Origin of the sequence: Geomonas sp. RF6, assembly GCF_021044625.1 — a bacterium.
Taxonomy (GTDB): domain Bacteria; phylum Desulfobacterota; class Desulfuromonadia; order Geobacterales; family Geobacteraceae; genus RF6.
This window is the reverse complement of the sequence record NZ_CP087999.1, coordinates 5225932-5242967: the sequence shown is the minus strand read 5'-3', so window position 1 is coordinate 5242967 and position 17036 is coordinate 5225932. Positions and strand designations below refer to the sequence as shown.

General features: G+C 61.4%; 14 protein-coding genes. 6 read left to right on the top strand and 8 right to left on the bottom strand.

Going from position 1 to position 17036, the window contains the following annotated elements:
- Nucleotides 1-13: 13 nt before the first annotated feature.
- The gene (locus tag LPW11_RS22290; protein ID WP_230996065.1) at nucleotides 14-1219 is read right to left on the bottom strand and encodes an aldo/keto reductase; all 1206 of its coding nucleotides are present in this window, start codon (nucleotides 1217-1219) and stop codon (nucleotides 14-16) included.
- 35 nt (nucleotides 1220-1254) lie between these two features.
- Nucleotides 1255-1830, bottom strand: coding sequence for a flavodoxin family protein (locus LPW11_RS22285; protein WP_230996064.1), 576 nt, complete (start codon nucleotides 1828-1830; stop codon nucleotides 1255-1257).
- A gap of 165 nt (nucleotides 1831-1995) precedes the next feature.
- Between LPW11_RS22285 and LPW11_RS22280 the strand changes: the two genes are divergently transcribed.
- Nucleotides 1996-2424, top strand: a complete 429-nt coding sequence (locus LPW11_RS22280; protein WP_230996063.1) for a winged helix-turn-helix transcriptional regulator — start codon at nucleotides 1996-1998, stop codon at nucleotides 2422-2424.
- A 46-nt stretch (nucleotides 2425-2470) separates the two neighbouring features.
- Here LPW11_RS22280 and LPW11_RS22275 read toward each other — a convergent pair whose 3' ends face one another.
- Nucleotides 2471-4186: a methyl-accepting chemotaxis protein gene (locus tag LPW11_RS22275; protein WP_230996062.1), complete on the bottom strand. Its 1716-nt coding sequence runs from the start codon at nucleotides 4184-4186 to the stop codon at nucleotides 2471-2473.
- A 291-nt stretch (nucleotides 4187-4477) separates the two neighbouring features.
- Here LPW11_RS22275 and LPW11_RS22270 point away from each other — a divergent pair, with 291 nt between their 5' ends.
- Entirely contained in the window at nucleotides 4478-5449 is a 972-nt protein-coding gene (locus LPW11_RS22270; RefSeq protein WP_230996061.1) for a hypothetical protein, read from the top strand.
- A gap of 299 nt (nucleotides 5450-5748) precedes the next feature.
- Here LPW11_RS22270 and LPW11_RS22265 read toward each other — a convergent pair whose 3' ends face one another.
- Nucleotides 5749-6699 (bottom strand): L-lactate dehydrogenase, encoded by a 951-nt coding sequence (locus tag LPW11_RS22265; protein ID WP_230996060.1) that lies wholly within the window; start codon nucleotides 6697-6699, stop codon nucleotides 5749-5751.
- Between the two features lie 173 nt (nucleotides 6700-6872).
- Nucleotides 6873-7172, bottom strand: coding sequence for a muconolactone Delta-isomerase family protein (locus tag LPW11_RS22260; RefSeq protein WP_230996059.1), 300 nt, complete (start codon nucleotides 7170-7172; stop codon nucleotides 6873-6875).
- Between the two features lie 227 nt (nucleotides 7173-7399).
- On the opposite strand from LPW11_RS22260, the gene LPW11_RS22255 reads away from it, so the two are divergent.
- From LPW11_RS22255 to LPW11_RS22240, 4 genes are all read left to right on the top strand, one after another.
- The gene (locus LPW11_RS22255) at nucleotides 7400-7924 is read left to right on the top strand and encodes a DUF2284 domain-containing protein (RefSeq protein ID WP_230996058.1); all 525 of its coding nucleotides are present in this window, start codon (nucleotides 7400-7402) and stop codon (nucleotides 7922-7924) included.
- A gap of 215 nt (nucleotides 7925-8139) precedes the next feature.
- Complete coding sequence (gene treZ, locus LPW11_RS22250; protein WP_230996057.1) at nucleotides 8140-10029, top strand: malto-oligosyltrehalose trehalohydrolase; 1890 nt, start codon at nucleotides 8140-8142, stop codon at nucleotides 10027-10029.
- A gap of 2 nt (nucleotides 10030-10031) precedes the next feature.
- Nucleotides 10032-12077 (top strand): amylo-alpha-1,6-glucosidase, encoded by a 2046-nt coding sequence (locus LPW11_RS22245; RefSeq protein ID WP_230996056.1) that lies wholly within the window; start codon nucleotides 10032-10034, stop codon nucleotides 12075-12077.
- Nucleotides 12078-12121: 44 nt separating this feature from the next.
- Entirely contained in the window at nucleotides 12122-13552 is a 1431-nt protein-coding gene (locus tag LPW11_RS22240) for a hypothetical protein (protein ID WP_230996055.1), read from the top strand.
- A gap of 643 nt (nucleotides 13553-14195) precedes the next feature.
- On the opposite strand, the gene LPW11_RS22235 is transcribed toward LPW11_RS22240, so the two are convergent.
- The 3 genes from LPW11_RS22235 to LPW11_RS22225 are packed head-to-tail and all read right to left on the bottom strand — an operon-like array spanning nucleotide 14196 to nucleotide 16846.
- Complete coding sequence (locus LPW11_RS22235; protein ID WP_230996054.1) at nucleotides 14196-15293, bottom strand: ABC transporter ATP-binding protein; 1098 nt, start codon at nucleotides 15291-15293, stop codon at nucleotides 14196-14198.
- Complete coding sequence (locus LPW11_RS22230; RefSeq protein WP_230996053.1) at nucleotides 15290-15988, bottom strand: ABC transporter permease; 699 nt, start codon at nucleotides 15986-15988, stop codon at nucleotides 15290-15292. The genes LPW11_RS22235 and LPW11_RS22230 overlap by 4 nt, the downstream gene beginning before the upstream one ends.
- Nucleotides 15989-16846, bottom strand: coding sequence for a substrate-binding domain-containing protein (locus tag LPW11_RS22225; RefSeq protein WP_230996052.1), 858 nt, complete (start codon nucleotides 16844-16846; stop codon nucleotides 15989-15991).
- Nucleotides 16847-17036 lie beyond the last annotated feature (190 nt).

Genomic DNA, 17036 nt, shown 5'->3' with positions numbered 1-17036 from the left:
TTCCTGCAAAAAATTATTTCGGCTTCGCGGTAAATATGGGGAGTGCGGCTGCGATCGCTTTCTCCATATCGGCCCCCTCCAGCTCCGCGACGACCTTTGCCAGCATCTCCGGAATGGCGATGTGCTGGGGGCATTTGTCGAGACATGCGCCGCAAGAGACGCACTGGGAGGCATAGCTTGCGGTGCGTGACACCACCTTGTCGCTCATGCGCAGCGCGTAGATGAACTTCGCCTCCTGGATGTTGCCGAACATGTGCATCTTGTTGTAGGTGTCGAACGCCCCGGGGATGTCGACGCCGGCGGGGCACGGCATGCAGTAGCCGCACCCGGTGCATCCGACCTGCATGAGCTCCTGGTAGGTGCGGCTCACCCGCTCCACCAGTGCGAGCTCCGCCGCCGAGAGGGAGCAGGGGAGGGCAGCATTCGCGGCCGCGATGTTTTCCGCGATGTGCGCCTCTTCATTCATCCCGGAAAGGACCAGCGTCACCTCAGGGTGGTTCCACACCCAGCGCAGCGCCCATTCCACGGGCGTGCGCCGCACCGGCGCCTCGTCCCAGAGTGCGGCCACCGCCGCCGGGGGAGCGGGAAGGGCCAGGTTGCCGCCGCGCAATGGCTCCATTACGATGACCCCGAGCCCCTTCTCTGCGGCGTACTTAAGCCCTGCCTCGCCGGCCTGGAACTCCCGGTCCAGGTAGTTGTACTGGATCTGGCAGAAGTCCCAGGGGTAGCCGTCGACGATGCGGGGAAAATCGGGCCCGAGCCCGTGGAATGAGAACCCGGCGTAACGGATGCGGCGGTCCTCCTTTGCGCGGTCGAGGAAGTCCTCGATGCCGTGAAGTCTCAGCTTGTCCCACAGGGGGCCGTTCAGCGTGTGGACGAGGTAGTAGTCGATGCAGTCTGTGCCGAGCCGCTCCAGCTGTGCCTCGAGAAAGCGGTCCATCTCCTCGCGGCTTTGCACCAGCCACGAGGGGAGCTTCGTCGCTATCTTCACCTTCTCGCGGTAGCCGTCCCGCAGGGCGCGTCCGAGGAGCGGCTCGCTCTCTCCGCCGTGGTACGGCCACGCGGTGTCGAGGTAGTTGATCCCCTCGTCGATGGCGCGGCGGATCTGGGCGATGGCGCGCGGCTCGTCGATCTTCCCGTCGGCCATAGGCAGGCGCATGCAACCGAATCCAAGTATGGAAAGCTCGTCATCATTCTTCGGCATCTTCCGGTAGAGCATCGCCTTCTCCTTTTCCTTCGTGGTCGGCCGCGTGGTCAGCCGTTTATCGTTTTCAGCAGCCAGGCCATGTTGCGCCCCAGCGTCGCCATCGTCCCCATCCCTTCCGCATCCTCTTCCACCTCGCCCACGTCGCGGCCGAAGGCGAAGTTCCAGTAGGAGGAGCCGGGGACGATCATCTGGTTTATGAAAAAGAAGTGGTTCAGCGTGTTGAAGACGTGCCCGGCGCCGCCGCGGCGCACCGCCACGACCGCCGCACCGACCTTGCGCTGCAGGTGCGCGCCGTTGGCGATGGCGACCATGCCGCCTCTGTCGATGAGCGCTTTCATCTCGGCGGTCACGTCGGAAAAGTAGGTCGGCGAGGCGAGGATGATCCCGTCCGCCTGCACCATCTTCGCGATGCAGTCGTTTATCAGGTCGTCCTCGATGACGCAGCGTCCGTTTTTGAGCTCGAAGCACCTCATGCAGGCGGTGCATCCCCGCAGCGGTTTCCCGGTGAGGTTGATCTCCTCCGTCTCGATCCCCTCCTGTGCCAGCTCCGCAAAGACCCGCCTGATGAGGATGGAGGTGTTACCCTCCCTGCGGGGACTGCCGTTGAACGCCACGACTTTCATGCCTTTCTCCTTTGGTGCGTCGATTCCATTCCAGCGAAAAGGTAAAAGCGGTTGCGTCTCCCCCTCGTTTTGCGCTACCTTCCTCCACGCAGTCGATTCTGTCAACTACGCACTTTTTTATTACGTAGTATCAAAAAAGGTACCTAGGGTTTTTGGGAGGGGCTTGTGCAGCAGAATGGTCCGGCACCGTACGTTTTCAGGGAGAAGCAGTATTCGTGCAGTATCGATGTTACCTTGGCGGTCATCGGGGGCAAGTGGAAAACCTCGATCCTGTGGCATCTCTCGGCGCAGACAATGCGCTTTTCCGAGCTGCAGCGCCAGTTCAGCGAGACGACGCGCAAGATGCTGACGCAGCAGCTGCGCGAACTGGAACAGGACGGGCTGGTGGCGCGGGTCGTGTACCCGCAGGTCCCGCCGAAGGTGGAGTATTCGCTGACGGAGAAAGGGAGGAGCGTGATTCCGATCCTGGACCGGATGTGCGAGTGGGGGAGGAACTACCTGGCTGACCAGGGTGCGACCGGTGATGAGGTTGCAGAGCAGGGCGCGGTGCAGGATGAGGGTGCGCCGACAGGAGTGCCGGCGCCCTCGGTGTGAAAGGCTCCCCAGGATCGGCATCCGCGGATCCGGGGGAGTCTCTGGTTTAGGAGAGGCGGAACCTGCCGATGACCGCGTTCAGTTCGTCGGAGAGCTCCTTCATCCCCTGCGCCGTCCTCGAAGAGTCCCTCAGGCTGCGCACCCCCTGCTGCAGTACGTCATTGAGCTGCTGCACGTTGGCCGTTATCTCCAGCGTCGTGGCGCTCTGCTCTTCCGCCGCGGTGGCGATCTGGTTCACCTGGCCGGTCACCCGCTCCACCTGGTCCAGGATCTCCTGGAGCGCCGCCCCCGACCGGCTCGCCTCGTTGCTCCCGGTCTCGACTTCGCGCACGCCGGCCTCCATGACCGCGACTGCGGATCGCGTCTCTTCCTGGATGCTCTTGATCATGCCGCCGATCTCGCGCGTCGCCTTGGCTGTGCGCTCTGCCAGCGCACGGACCTCATCCGCCACCACCGCAAAGCCGCGTCCCTGATCGCCTGCGCGTGCGGCCTCGATGGCAGCATTGAGCGCAAGGAGGTTTGTCTGATCCGCTATATCCTCAATCGTGTTGATGATGGCGCCGATCTGGTCGGAGCGCGCACCGAGACCCGCCACAGTGTGGGCCGAAGCGGTAACCTTCTCCGCCAGCCGCCGCATCGACTCCAGCGTCTTTTGCAGGATGGCTGCTCCGGCGGTCGCTTTCTCACTGGCAACCTCCGCCCCTTCAGCCGCACAGACGCAATTTGAGGCTATCTCGTTCGTGGTGGCGGCCATCTCTTCGCTTGCCGTCGCAACGGAAGAGGATTTGTCGGCAAGCGCGTCGAATTCCTCCGCGAGCCCGTGGGAGATGCTGGAGAGCTTGTCGCTGCATGAGCCGACCTCGGTGCTCTCCATCGCTACCTCCAGCATGATCTCCTGGATCTTTCCGATGAAGCGGTTGAACTCTCGCGAGAGATCGCCGACCTCGTCTTCCGTCGTCACCGGCAGCCTACGCGTCAGGTCACCCTCTCCCTGGGCGAGCTCACGCACGAGAGCCACGATGCTCTGCAGCGGCTTCAGGAGGATCCCCACCCCGAAGGCGATCAGTGCCACTATGAGCACCACGGCGATGAGGGTCACGCCGCACATAATGTAGAATTCCCGATTCGCCTGCTTGGCACCTGCCAGGTAAAGCTTTGTCGCGTCCGCTTCGAGATCGTCCGTGTAGATGCCGGTCCCCACCTCCCAGTCCCAGGGGGCGAAGTGCCCGATGCAGGTGATCTTCGGAGCAGGAGTTCCACCCGCTTTCTTCGGGAAGAGGTACTGCACGAAGCCGCCGCCGGCCCGGGCTGCCTTTATCGATTCTTTGATAAAGTAGGTGCCGTTTTTGTCCTTCAGCTCGGTGATGTCCGTTCCCTCGAGCTCCGGCTTTACCGGAATGAGCACCGCCCTGGCGCGATCCCCTTCGATGGCGTGCACGAAGATGTAGCCGCTTTTGTTCTCAAAAAACCTGATGCGGCGCAACTGCTCGAGGACCCGTTTCTGCGCGCTTTCCATGTCGCCGCCGGAAGCCTTCGTCTCATCGTAGACCGCCTGCATTATCCCCAGGGCGATTGCTACCTCGCTCTTCATCTCTTCCTTTCGGAGTTCGATGCTCTTTGCGCGCAACGTCTGGTAATGCGTCTCGTTGAGGGAAACGATCGCATGCCGGTTTATGCCGATAAGCACTGTTGCGAGGAGTGTAACGAGCAGGGATGCTGCAATAAGGACCTTCATTTTGATGCTGAGTGAACTGAATTTCATCAACCTTCTCCCCTCTGGTTTCCGTAAGCCTTGGGTGCTTGTCCAACGACACCGTGCGCGGCGCAACTGGCGCACCGACTACTACATCGGCAGTTGGTGTCATGACTTGAAAGGGAGGGGCATTATTGTTGACTAATACAGGGCCGCGTGACTAGAATCAGGCGCTTCAGTTTATCCTGAGAGGGCGCCCTCTGTGTGCCTGAGGAATATTTGCGGCGATCCCACTGGCACTTTTGTTCATTTATGGCAATAAGTAATCGTGCAACTGAAGGAAAGCGGGGAGGTGGGGGTATGAACGGGCGTACGGGCGGGACTTCTTCCGGCGGTAGTGGCAGCGCGCATGGCGATTGCTGTGGGTCATCTCTTCTTGCCACCGTGCAAAAGGCGCTGGAGGAGGGGGAGTTTTTCGAGGAAGAGGCCGATGCGGCGGCGGAGCGCCTTGCACAGGCAAACCGCACCGGCATTGATGACTTCCAGGGGCTCTCCCCTGAACAGATGTACCGCATGATCTACTTCCCGTTCGACTCTCCAGAGATTGTCACCTTTCCTACCACCCTCGACGTTGTTCCTGAAGCACCGATCATCGATCTTTTTACACTCCTTGCGGAGGCACTCGGTCCTGACGGCGTGAAGCCGACGGTGACGGGAAAGCTGCCACGCAAGCTCTGCCAGGACACGATCCGCGCCTACCTTGGTGAAGAAGAGTATCGGAAGCTGACATCCGTCGGGGAAATCCTCAGAGAGGTCGAGTTTTCGGACCTCCACGTCCTGAGGATCGTGGCGGAGATGGCCGGATTGATACGCAGATACAAAGGCAAATTCATCCTTGGGCGGGAATGCCGGAAGGTCCTCGCGGAAGAAGGAGGAGCCGGGATCTACCCCCGCCTTCTCATGACGTACCTGCGCCACTTCAACTGGGGGTACGGCGACACGTGGGCCGGCACTCCCTCGATTCAGCAGTTCTTTCTCTTCTCGTTATTCCTTCTGCAAAAGTACGGTGACCAGTGGCAGGGGAATTCCTTCTACGAGGACCTTTTCATGCGTGCCTTTCCACGCGTCGTGGAGGAAGTGCTGCCGCAAGGGCAGTCGTCGCCGGAAGAGGTGCTGCGTCGCTGTTACTCGCGGCGCTTCTTTGGAGACGTTTGCCGTCGTTTCGGCCTCGTGGAAATCGCCCGGGTGGAGTGGGCGTACTCCGAGTTTCGCCTGAGAAAGAGGCCGCTTCTGGAGAGCGCAGTCAAATTTCACCTGCCAGGACTCCTCTAGGTGAGGAGGAACAAGTAGCGGCTTTTTTTTCAGGTTCTCCCGCGAGCTCCGGAAGCGCATGTGGCCTTTGTTCCTTTAGCAGAGCAGGAGCTCAAGCGTCCCCTCCCTTTCAAGGGGAGGGACAGGGTGGGGATGGGGTGGTCACTGAGCGTGCCCCATCCCCCTCCTGTCCTCCCCCTTGAAAGGGGAGGGACGCCCCGCCGACGGCTTACCTTCATTCATCTCCTCATCGAAAGTCCCGGATGATGACCCTTTCCTTCTGCGCACCGCGGCAGCGCCGATAGCTCATCACGCGCTGGCTAGGAGGATGACTCGCCGAGCTCGGTGATCGCGGTCCGCACGACGTCGGCGCTCGCCTGCAGCCCCCTTTCCTCTTCCGGGCTGAGGGTGGGGGAGAGGGTCGCGACGACCCCTGTTCCGCTGATGAGGCGGGGGAGGGAAATCGTGACATTGCCGCTTCTTCCGTCCGGGGCCAGGGGGGAGCAGACGGTCATGATGGCGCGCTGGTCGTTCGCTATGACTCGCACGATACGGGCCAGAGCGCTTCCTATGCCGTAGTAGGTAGACCCCTTCCCTTCGATGATGGAGTAGGCCGCCCGCCGCACGTTGAGGTCGATCTCCTGGCGCGTCTCCGTTCCGATCTGCACCCCTTGCAGGCGGCAGAAGTCGTCGAGGGGAATGCCTCCCACCATCACCTGCGACCAGTTGAGGACCTCCGAATCGCCGTGCTCCCCGAGGACATAGGCGTGGATGTGCACCGGGTCGACTCCGAGATGAGTCGCCAGAAGGACTCTGAAGCGGGCGGTGTCGAGCATGGTGCCGGAGCCGATGATCTTGTTCGGTGCAATCCCCAGCGCCGCCGCGAAGCGCACCGCGAGGTGAGTCATGACGTCGACAGGGTTCGTGGCCACGATGAGCATGGTATCCGGTGCGTAGTTCAGGATCGCGGGAACCGCCTCCTTGAAGACCGAGGCGTTTCGCTGCAGCAGGCGAAGCCGGTCTTCCCCTACCTGCTGGCTGACCCCTGGTGAGATGATGACCGCACGGCAGCCGGCAAGATCCCTGTAGTCGCCGGCGGAGAGGAGCGCCTGGTGGGCGAAGGGCACTGCGTGCTTGATATCGTTTGCCTCAGCCTCTGCCCGCGCCCTGTTTTTATCGACGAGGACGAGTTCTCTGCCGATCCCGGACATGACAAGAGCGTACGCCGCGGTGGCGCCGACGAAGCCGGTTCCGACTATGCCGATTTTCATCTTTGGGTGCTCCTTTGTAAGTGGCTATTTTTGAAGTATAACCCAAAGGGCCTGTGCCTTGTTGGAGCTGTCGGACTGGTCGGACTGGTCGGCCTGCGGCTTCGAGGGGGGAGGGTGGATCGAGGGTGGGGGGCCGCTGGGGCGACGCCTTGTCGACCCAGCGGCTCGGCTGGCTACTGAGCTTCGGGGACCGGCTGCAGGATGTCTGCTGGAGTATCCATCTCGGCCAGCGCGATCACCTTGTAGTGGGCGTAGTTGTACACCGGCGCCATGGCAAGGAGCCGTTCCAGTTCCTCGTTGGAGTCGACGTCATAGATCCAGGCTCCGCCGTGCTTTCCCACCACGTGGTAGCGGGCCACCAGCTTCCCCTGGTCACGCAGCTTCTGGGCATAATCGGGCATGCGCATGACCGACTGAATTATCTCCGCTCGCAGCAAAGCAACGTCCAGTTCCCACAGTACCAAGAACTTCATGGTTCCCTCCTGTAATCTTCATTGGTCGTTAATTCGATAGTAGCGCATGTCAGTATATAGCACACCTTTTCGATGGCAACAGAGCAGCGGCGTCCACCCCCTGTCCCGCCGCTGATGAACCAATTTTTTTCGCGATATCCCTCAAGCTGCCGGTCTTTCTGCCGATTGGTCTAAGAATCCTTGGCATCTCCCGATGCTGACCATCTTCTTCAGGAGAGCTGAATACCATGGCAGACCAGAATGCTTTGCAGAGGCTGTTTCAGCAATATGGCTGCCGCGACTTCCGCTGGATCGACCCGGCCGAGATCGTCGTGGCGCAGTGGGTAAGGCTGAAGTGCACCTTCGGCTGCGAGTCGTACGGCAGAAACGCTGCCTGCCCACCGAATACTCCCCCGGTACACGAATGCCGCCAGCTTCTGGACGAGTACCGGATCGCCGCGATATTCCGCTTTCCCGTCGCCTTCAACGATGCTGACGAGCGCTCCGGCTGGACGCGGAAGATGAATCTGGAGCTTCTGAAGCTCGAGGGTGAGGTCATTGCCGCCGGCCACCCGAAGGCGTTCCTCCTTTTCGTTGACTCCTGCAATATCTGCAAGGACTGCGCAAAGACCAGAACCGGCTGCCGCAACATCAGGATGGCACGACCGTCCGCGCAGGGGATGGCAATCGACGTCATCGCCACCGCTGCGAGGTTCGGCTATCCGGGCGAGCAGGACGGCGGCAGGAACTACTCTTTCCTCCTGCTGGAATAGCAGCGACCCATCCCCATGCTGTCCCGCCCGTTTCAAGGGCGGGGCGCGCCCGGCAACTCGCCCGGCTACTGCCGCATTCCCCTGCAGAAGCTCCTCATTCTCCCTCCCGCACCGGCATCATTCCCCTGTCCCGCACCTCCCGTCCATTGCCCGGACGATATGATATCCTTTACGTAAATGTATGGATTCTCATTGTTCAAGGCAGGTTTATAGCTATGTCTATTCAAAAGCGCAGGCTCCCTGTAGGCGCGGAGCCGATGCCGGAAGGAGGGGTACATTTTCGCGTGTGGGCCCCGCGGCGCAAGAAGGTGGAGGTGGTCCTGCTGGGGAGGGGAGTGCACGCGGCGGCGGAGCAGGTCGTCATGGAACTTGACCCGGAGGACGGCGGATACTACTCAGGGCTGTGCCACGAGGCGCGCATCGGATCGCTGTACCGCTTCAGGCTGGACGACGGAGATTCCTTCCCCGACCCGGCCTCGCGATTCCAGCCCGAGGGGCCGCACGGTCCCTCCTGCGTTGTCGACCCGTACTTTCAGTGGAGCGATCAGGTCTGGGCGGGCCCGAAGCTGGAAGAACAGGTCATGTACGAGATGCACATCGGCACCTACACTCCGGAGGGTAACTGGCACGGCGCCGCACAGCAGCTTCCTGAGCTCGCCCGGCTCGGGATCACCACAGTCGAGGTCATGCCGGTGGCGGAGTTCCCCGGGGAGTTCGGCTGGGGGTATGACGGCGTCGACCTCTTCGCCCCCACAAGGCTGTACGGCTTTCCCGACGACTTCCGCCGCTTTGTCGATACCGCTCACTCCCTTGGCCTCTCCATCATCCTGGACGTCGTCTACAACCACCTGGGGCCGGAAGGGAACTACCTCAGGGAATATTCCCCCCACTATTTCACCGACCGCTACACCAACGAGTGGGGAGACTCGGTCGATTTCGACGGGGAGCATTCGGGGCCGGTGCGCGAGTTCTTCATCGCCAACGCCGTGTACTGGATCAGCGAGTTCCATCTCGACGGCCTGCGCCTCGATGCCACCCAGGTGATCTTCGACAACTCCCCAAAGCACATCCTTGCCTGCATCTCCGAAGCGGCGAGGGAGGTTGCCGGTGAGCGCTCCCTCCTGCTGGTGGCGGAGAACGAGCCGCAGCATGTGCGCTGCCTGCGCCCGATTGCCGACGGTGGCTACGGCCTCGACCTCATGTGGAACGACGATTTCCACCACAGCGCCCGGGTAGCCCTTACCGGCTACAACGAGGCGTACTACAGCGAGTACCTCGGCACCCCGCAGGAACTGGTTTCGGCGGTAAAGTGGAGCTACCTCTACCAGGGGCAGTACTACTACTGGCAGGGGAAAAGACGCGGCTCCCCTACATTTTCCTTCTCTCCCCGGCGTTTCGTCCATTTTCTGGAGAATCACGACCAGGTCGCGAACTCCGCGTGGGGGTGGCGCGTACACAGTCTCACCAGTCCCGGGAGCTTCCGGGCCATGACGACCCTCCTTCTCCTGGGGCCGCAGACACCGCTCCTTTTCCAGGGGCAGGAGTTCGGTGCCTGCACACCCTTTCTGTACTTCGCGGACCTAAGCCCTGAGCTTGCAAAGCTCGTCCGCAAGGGGCGGGTCGATTTTCTCAGGCAGTTCACGAACATAACTTCTCCCGACGTCATCGATGCGCTGGATAATCCCTCCGCACCGGAGACCTTCCTGAGATCCCGGCTCAACCTCTCCGACCGGGAGAAGAACGTGAAGACCTACAACATGCACAAGGACCTGATCCGGCTGCGCAAGGAGGACCAGGTCTTCAGCCGCGCTCATACCGGCAAGGTGGAAGGGGCGATACTCGGCCCGCAGGGGTTCCTGCTGCGCTTCTTCGTGAAGGGGGATCAGCGGCTCCTGCTGGTGAACCTGGGGCGGGACCTGCGCCTTTCCCCGGTACCGGAGCCGCTCCTGGCACCTCCTGAGGATTGCCGCTGGCAGGTACTGTGGTCCAGCGAGTGGTCCGAATACGGGGGCTCCGGTACCCCCGAACTGGACACCGATAAATTCTGGAGAATACAGGGGCACGCTGCCGTAGTGCTCAAACCTGTCGCTGCAGGAGAACAATGAAGATGAAACTCAAACGTGACATCGTCTGGGATTCCAAATATGTGAACAGTCGTGAAGAAGTTCTTTTGAAGCGGGAATGGCTGGTGACGAACGGGCTCGGGGGGTACGCCTGCGGTACGGTCGCGGGGGTGCTGACGCGCCGGTATCACGGCCTCCTGGTGGCGGCCTACCCCACCCCTTTCGGGCGCACCATGGTACTCAACAAGGTCACCGAGGAGGTGAAGTTCCGCGAGGGGCCCTCGCTGCAGCTCGGCGGGTACGAGCGGCGAGACGGGTCGGTGGACATGCCCGGGGCGCCGAACCTCGTCGATTTCTACCTGCAGGACGGCCTGCCGGTCTGGCGCTACCAGATCGACGGGGCGGAGTTCGAGAAGCGGATCTTCATGGTCCACCTGCAAAATACCGTGCACATCACCTACACCTATCTCTCCGGATCGCAGTCCGCCTGGCTCAAGATGCAGCCGCTGGTGCAGTTTCGCCCGCACGGTGATCCGGTGGACCAGGAGCCGGGAGATTCGTACGTTTTCTCGGCGCAGGAGAACCGCTACCAGATATGGTCGGGGGGAAAGAAGACGCCGCAGCTGCGCCTCGTTTTCGAGGGGGGAGGTGGGACCTTCACCCTCGACGAGCGGACGATCGACGACGTCTTTTACCGCATCGAGTACAACCGCGGCTACGAAACGACAGGGAAGCTGTGGACCCCCGGCTACTTCAACATGGAGCTTGCCCCCGGCCAGTCCGCCACCCTCGTCGCCTCCACGGAGCAGTGGGAAAACATCGCCACCCTTCCGCCGGGAGAGGCCTTCAGGATCGAGAAGGAGCGCCGCAGGCTCCTCTTGGCGGCGGCCCACCCGAAGGCACGCACAGGCGTCGCCGCCGAACTTGTCCTCGCCGCCGACCAGTTCATCATATCCCCCGCCGGCAGGCTGGAGGACAGTGTGAGGGCAAACGCCCTCGGCAACGAGATCCGCACCGTCATCGCCGGATACCACTGGTTCACCGACTGGGGGCGCGACACCATGATCTCCCTCGAAGGGCTGACGCTGGCGACCGGCAGGCACAACGAGGCGGGGTGGATACTGCGCACCTTCGCCCACTACGTGAAGGACGGCCTCATACCGAACATGTTCCCGGAGGGGAAGGTGGACGGGCTCTATCACACGGCGGATGCGACTCTCTGGTTCTTCCACGCGCTCGACCGGTACTACCAGGTAACCGGCGACCGCATCCTCATGCGCTGGGTCATGCCGCAACTAAAGGACATCGTGGAGAAACACAGGGCGGGGACCCGCTTCGGCATCGGCATAGACCCGAAGGATGGCCTCCTGCACCAGGGGGCGGAAGGGTACCAGCTCACCTGGATGGACGCGAAAGTCGGGGACTGGGTCGTCACTCCGCGGCGCGGGAAGGCGGTGGAGATAAACGCACTGTGGTACAACGCGCTGCGTCTCCTGGCGGAGTGGAGCCGGGAAGACTGCGACGACGAAAGTTTTGCGCAGACGTGCATCGAGAGCGCGGAGGAGGTGTACCGCTCCTTCAATGAGCGTTTCTGGTACGAAGAGGGGGGGTACCTTTACGATGTGGTCGACGGTGAAAACGGAGACGACAGCGCCTGCCGCCCAAACCAGATCTTCGCCATCTCGCTGCGCTTCCCCGTACTCGACCCGGCCCGCTGGACGCCGGTGATGGACGTGGTGCGGGAGCGCCTGCTGACCCCGGTGGGGTTGAGGACCCTCGCGCCGGGACATCCCGACTACAAGGACAAATACTTCGGCGACCTCCGTTCGAGGGACGCCGCCTACCACCAGGGGACCGTGTGGCCTTGGCTGCTCGGTCACTTCGTGGATGCTTGGCTGAAGCTGCACCCCGAAGACAGGAGGGGGGCACGCAGCTTCCTGGAAGGGCTGGTCGACCAGCTAAACGAGAAGGTCATCGGGTCACTCAACGAGGTTTTTGATGCAGAAGAGCCGTACCGGCCGCGAGGCTGCGTGGCTCAGGCGTGGAGCATCGCGGAAATGCTGAGATGCTGGCTTAAGACGGAAGAGTAGCAGTCGCTCCACGGGAGTGGTCCCCGGAGGTCGAAGGAGGAGCAATGCGGCTTTTCAGATGCTCGCCCCTCTGGGCGGTAAACAAGGTAGCACAGAATATTTGCAGGAGTACCACGTGGAAACCCCTACTGCTGCCGGCGATGGTCTGGTTCGGCATAAGCTCGAGCACCAACACCTGCGTACAGAACCTGCGCCACGCGGTGATCAGGCTCACGCGCGCCAGCTGTGCCGTCTCCTCCCCGAGGCTCGCGCTGGCCAGAAAAGGGGAGGCGCTGGCGCTGTGGTGCGAAGGCGGGTACGGCTCGCAGACGCTCTGGGGGAGCAGGTACCATCCCGGCCCGGGGTGGGATGCCCCGCAGCACCTCGGGGCAGGGGAAGGGGATGAGGGGGAGGCGCGGGCGGCGCTGAATTCCGACGGTGTCGCGACGCTGGTGTGGGTCCAGACGGTGGGGCATACGCGGCACCTGCTGGCCTCCACCTATCTCCCCGGGCACGGCTGGAGTGCTCCGGCTGTACTCGACTCCACCGGGCTTGCGCTTTCGCCCCAGGTGCTCCTGGACGAGGAGGGGAACTCGGTGGCGACCTGGCACCGCTATGAGGCGGCCGAGCACAGCTACCACTTTGTCTCGGCGCGCCGCACCGAAAGGGGGTGGGGTCCCCCGAGCGTCATCGGGAAGGACCAGCTGGTACCGACCGGGACAATTTCCGGAAACGGATCGGGGATGGTGGTGGCGCTCTGGAACGCAGCAGGTGCCGGTTCGCGCTTTGGTGAGCTCAGGCACAACACCTGGGGGCGGATCTTCGACCCGGTTACCGGGTGGGGGCCAGCATTTCCCCTCGGGAGGGAGATCGTGCAGGATGATCCGCTAAAGGATCTGAGCGCGGCCCAGACAGTGCCGGGGCACCACGCGCCGGTGGTGACGATGGACGAGGTCGGAAACGCACTTGCCCTTTGGCAGGAAGTGAGTGCTCCGGGGAGGGATTATCAACTGAAGGCCTCCCGCTTCTTCCCGGAGAAGGGGTGGGGCGCCCCTGAAGTGATCGGGGAAAATCCGCTCGGTGTATCCGCCTCCCTCGCCGACGGCGGGATCGCCTTTGTCTGCCTGACACAGGCGGCAAACTGGCCCGACGTCGATGCCTATCTCTCCAGCCTCACCGTTGCCACCGACATAGGGCTTGGGTGGTTCTCCGAGAAGGTGCTCGACAACTACCCGCACTTCTGCCTGAGCCCGACCCTTCTTTTGGGGAAGGACGGACAACCGGTGGTAACGTGGGTGAAGGGGTCGGGGGACGAGAGGGAACTGTGGAGCGCCTCGCGCTCGCTCTCCGGGTGGAGCACGAGTGAGCGGCTCGATCTGGAGGGGAGTGTGGAGCAGTACGAGGCCGGCTGGGACGAAGCCGGGAACGTGATCGTGTTGTGGACCCAAAAGAGCGGCACCGGGTTTTCGGTGTGGGGGAGGACGGTGCAGAGCTAGCTACGGCCGCAGCCGAAAACCAACACCCACCGCAAAGACGCAAAGGGCGCAAAGAAAACCACGCAAAGGAAAAGCTGAAAGAGGAGGTAGGCTCTACCACGACGTTTGATGCTCGTTCCCAAGGTCATCTTGGGAACGCACTTGGGGGCAACGCTCCAGCTTTGCATCCGCGTCAGCGGCTAATCAATGATCGCGCCGGTGGTGAGGCTGAGCCTCGCGGGCAATTGCGTTCCCAAGCCGGAGCTTGGGAACGAGTCGGACCCTTAAAACAACACCCACCGCAAAGACGCAAAGGGCGCAAAGAAAAAGGACGCAATGGAAACATCAATCTGTAGCGTCTCTATCTCTGCGCCCTTTTTTGGTGCGTATTCTCCTCCGTCTCCATGAGCGTTGTCGAGTCGTAGGCCGGGATAAGCCGCAGGTGTTCCCGGCGTCGCCGCCAAGCGTCACAGATGCTGCACCAGCGTTGCCGGAAACGCTGCGCTTATTCCGGCCTACAAGATGCAGAAACCCCACGCTTTTCTTTGCGGATTTTCCCTTTGCGTTCTTTGCGTCTTTGCGGTGGAAGTTTAGTTTTGTCTGGGGGAGGGCGGGGGAGTCCCCGCCCTTAACTCGGTCTGTAACTACGGTTGCTGTGAGGGTGTCAGTGACCTTTCCTAATCAGGTGGACAGAGGTCGCTTTGAAGGAGGCGAAGACATCCATCCCTTCCTTCAGTCCCAAGTCGGCGAAAGCCTGGCAAGTGACATAGGAGGTGAGCGGGAAGCCGCATTTAAGTCTCAGCTTCAAAAAAGGTCCCATTGATGCTATGTCCGCAATCCTGCCGGCAAAAACATTTCTCGCACTGCTCGTGGTCGCATTGTTCGAGGTATTCAGCAGCACGTTTTCGGGCCTGATGCAACAGTACACCTTGTCACCTTGATTCAGTTCCCCTATCACGTCTATCTCAACACCATCGACCGAGACAGTAAGCTGTCTCTCTCTGTTACGCAGCACAACCCCCTCAAGCACTGTCTCCATCCCGACGAAGTTCGCCACGAACTCGTTCACGGGGTGGTTCATAACATGGGCAGGAGTGTCGACCTGGACGACCCGGCCGCCGTTCATGACGACGATGCGGTCCGACATACGTAGCGCCTCCCCCTGGTCGTGCGTCACTAGGACGGCCGCAGTGCCGGTCTCGGCGATGATCCTTTCCATGTCGTCGATGAGCGCGGTCCTCGTCGGGGTATCGAGGTGAGCGAATGGCTCGTCGAAGAAGATCACGTCCGGCTGCACCGCAAAGGCGCGGGCAAGGCTCACGCGGCGCGCCTCTCCGCCTGAAAGCTTCCGTGCCGAGCGCTGCGCCATCGCCTGCAGGTTGAAGCGCTCGAGGTACTCGCCGACGCGGCGCCGTATTTCCTGCCGCTCCACTCCGCGTATCTTTAGCCCTGAGGCGACATTGTCATGAACGGTGCTGTCGAAAAGAAGGGGCTCCTGCAGGACCATGGCGATCTTGCGCCGGAAGGCCAGCTCCGCCGCCGGGGAGGCTATCTCCTCCCCGTTGTACCTGAGGGTGCCGCCATCTCTCTTGAGAAGGCACATTATCGATAGAAGGAGGGTCGATTTGCCGCAGCCGTTCGGACCGATGAGAGAGACGAACTCATTCTGCCCCAAGAAAAAAGAGGGTATGTCGAGGGTTTGGACCCCTCCCCGACTTACCCTCAGATCTGTTACTTCCAGCACATGCTTTTCGAACTTCATCTCGGCCTTTCGCGTTGCTGTATCAGAGTCAGGAAATAGTTTATGAGAAAGCAAAATAGCAAAAGAATAATCGAGAGTGCAATGGCTATCTCGAAGTTTCCTCTGCCGGTTTCCATGACGGTGGCGGTGGTGAGGACCCTCGTGTACCCCTTCACGTTGCCGCCGACCATGATCGATGCGCCGACCTCGGAGATAACCCCGCCGAAGCCCGCCATGACCCCTGCCATGAGCGGCAGGCGCGCTTCTTTTATCAGCATGAATACCATCTGCATGCGCGTCGCGCCGAGCGCCCGTATCTGCAGCTTGAGGTTCGACGGCAGGTTCTGCATGGCGCCGATAGTGATCCCCATGACGATGGGGGTGGCGATGATCGACTGCGCGATGACGATGGCGGTCGGAGTGTAGAGAAGCTCAAGGAATCCAAGCGGCCCGTTTCTCCAGAGGAGGATCGACACGAAAAGACCGACGACCACCGGCGGGAGACCCATCCCGGTGTTGACGACGCTGACGATGACCTTTTTGCCGGGGAAGGTGGTGAGCGCTACCACTGTCCCGACGGTGATCCCTATGAGGAGGCTTATGAGCGTTGCGAAGCCGGAGACCTTCAGCGATAAAAGGGCGATGCCCAGCACCTCCGGGTCGAGCGACCAGAGGAGCTGGGCAGCCTGTTTGAAGCCTTCAACAATGATATCCATCTACAAACCGAGAGACTTCGGATCTTTGCCAGCATCCGGGAAGAAGAGGGGGTTGCCGAATTCCTTGACGCCGAAGGTGCGGATGATGTCCTGCGTCTTCTTGTTGAGCATGAAGTCGCCAAATGCCTTGGCCCCTGCGGTGTTCACCTTCGGCCACTTCGCGGGATTCACTTCGATGACGTGATAGATGTTGAGGAGCTTCGGCTCACCCTGCACCAGGATGGTGAGGGCGAGGTGCTTCTTTTTGTTCAGTGCCAGCCAGGTGCCGCGGTCGGAAATGGTGTAGCCCCCCTTCTCGGAAGCGACGTTCAGCGTCTCCCCCATGCCGAGACCGGTCTGCTGGTACCACTTCTGCCCTTCCGGGTTGATCCCTGCCCCTTTCCACAGACCCTTCTCTTTCGCGTGGGTGCCGGAGTTGTCACCCCTGGAGAGGAAGAGGGCGTTGGCAGAGGCGATCTTCTTGAAGGCGTCCGCGGAGGTCTTCGACCCCTTTACCCTGGCGGGATCCGCAGCGGGTCCGAGGAGGACGAAGTCGTTGTGCATGACGAGCTGCCGGTCTACGCCGAAGCCGTCTGCCATGAACTTCTTTTCCGCGTCCGGGGAGTGTACCAGGAGGACGTCCGCCTCACCTTTTTCACCCATCTTCATTGCCTGGCCGGAGCCGACCGAGATGGTCTTTACCAGGTATCCGGTCTGCTTCTCGAACATCGGGACGAGCACGTCGAGGAGCCCGGAATCCTGGGTGCTGGTAGTGGTGGCGAGGATCACGGTTTTCTGTGCGGCGCCGCCGGGGACGACGCTTCCTGCCACGAGGGCGCACAGTGCTGTGAGAACGACAAAAAGTTTCTTGAAGCTCATTGTGACTCCTTTCGGTGGGTTTGGCTGCCTTTGTTGGTGAGTGCGCTGGTTCGGCACCGTTATATCGTCAGGGATACACCGTTGTGTCGCGCTTTATATAACATTGGCGTTTTGAAGTCAAACCTAATCAAGCGGAGGTCGTGTTTACTTCTCGCCCCGAGTCCCTTCCCCTCCCACACTCAGCTCCATA

Excerpts from the sequence above, each read along its gene's own strand:
- LPW11_RS22290 (WP_230996065.1), bottom strand. The coding sequence starts at position 1,219 with ATGCTCTACCGGAAGATGCCGAAGAATGATGACGAGCTTTCCATACTT.
- LPW11_RS22285 (WP_230996064.1), bottom strand. The coding sequence starts at position 1,830 with ATGAAAGTCGTGGCGTTCAACGGCAGTCCCCGCAGGGAGGGTAACACC.
- LPW11_RS22275 (WP_230996062.1), bottom strand. The coding sequence starts at position 4,186 with ATGAAATTCAGTTCACTCAGCATCAAAATGAAGGTCCTTATTGCAGCA.
- LPW11_RS22270 (WP_230996061.1), top strand. The coding sequence starts at position 4,478 with ATGAACGGGCGTACGGGCGGGACTTCTTCCGGCGGTAGTGGCAGCGCG.
- LPW11_RS22265 (WP_230996060.1), bottom strand. The coding sequence starts at position 6,699 with ATGAAAATCGGCATAGTCGGAACCGGCTTCGTCGGCGCCACCGCGGCG.
- LPW11_RS22260 (WP_230996059.1), bottom strand. The coding sequence starts at position 7,172 with ATGAAGTTCTTGGTACTGTGGGAACTGGACGTTGCTTTGCTGCGAGCG.
- LPW11_RS22255 (WP_230996058.1), top strand. The coding sequence starts at position 7,400 with ATGGCAGACCAGAATGCTTTGCAGAGGCTGTTTCAGCAATATGGCTGC.
- treZ (WP_230996057.1), top strand. The coding sequence starts at position 8,140 with ATGTCTATTCAAAAGCGCAGGCTCCCTGTAGGCGCGGAGCCGATGCCG.
- LPW11_RS22245 (WP_230996056.1), top strand. The coding sequence starts at position 10,032 with ATGAAACTCAAACGTGACATCGTCTGGGATTCCAAATATGTGAACAGT.
- LPW11_RS22240 (WP_230996055.1), top strand. The coding sequence starts at position 12,122 with ATGCGGCTTTTCAGATGCTCGCCCCTCTGGGCGGTAAACAAGGTAGCA.
- LPW11_RS22235 (WP_230996054.1), bottom strand. The coding sequence starts at position 15,293 with ATGAAGTTCGAAAAGCATGTGCTGGAAGTAACAGATCTGAGGGTAAGT.
- LPW11_RS22230 (WP_230996053.1), bottom strand. The coding sequence starts at position 15,988 with ATGGATATCATTGTTGAAGGCTTCAAACAGGCTGCCCAGCTCCTCTGG.
- LPW11_RS22225 (WP_230996052.1), bottom strand. The coding sequence starts at position 16,846 with ATGAGCTTCAAGAAACTTTTTGTCGTTCTCACAGCACTGTGCGCCCTC.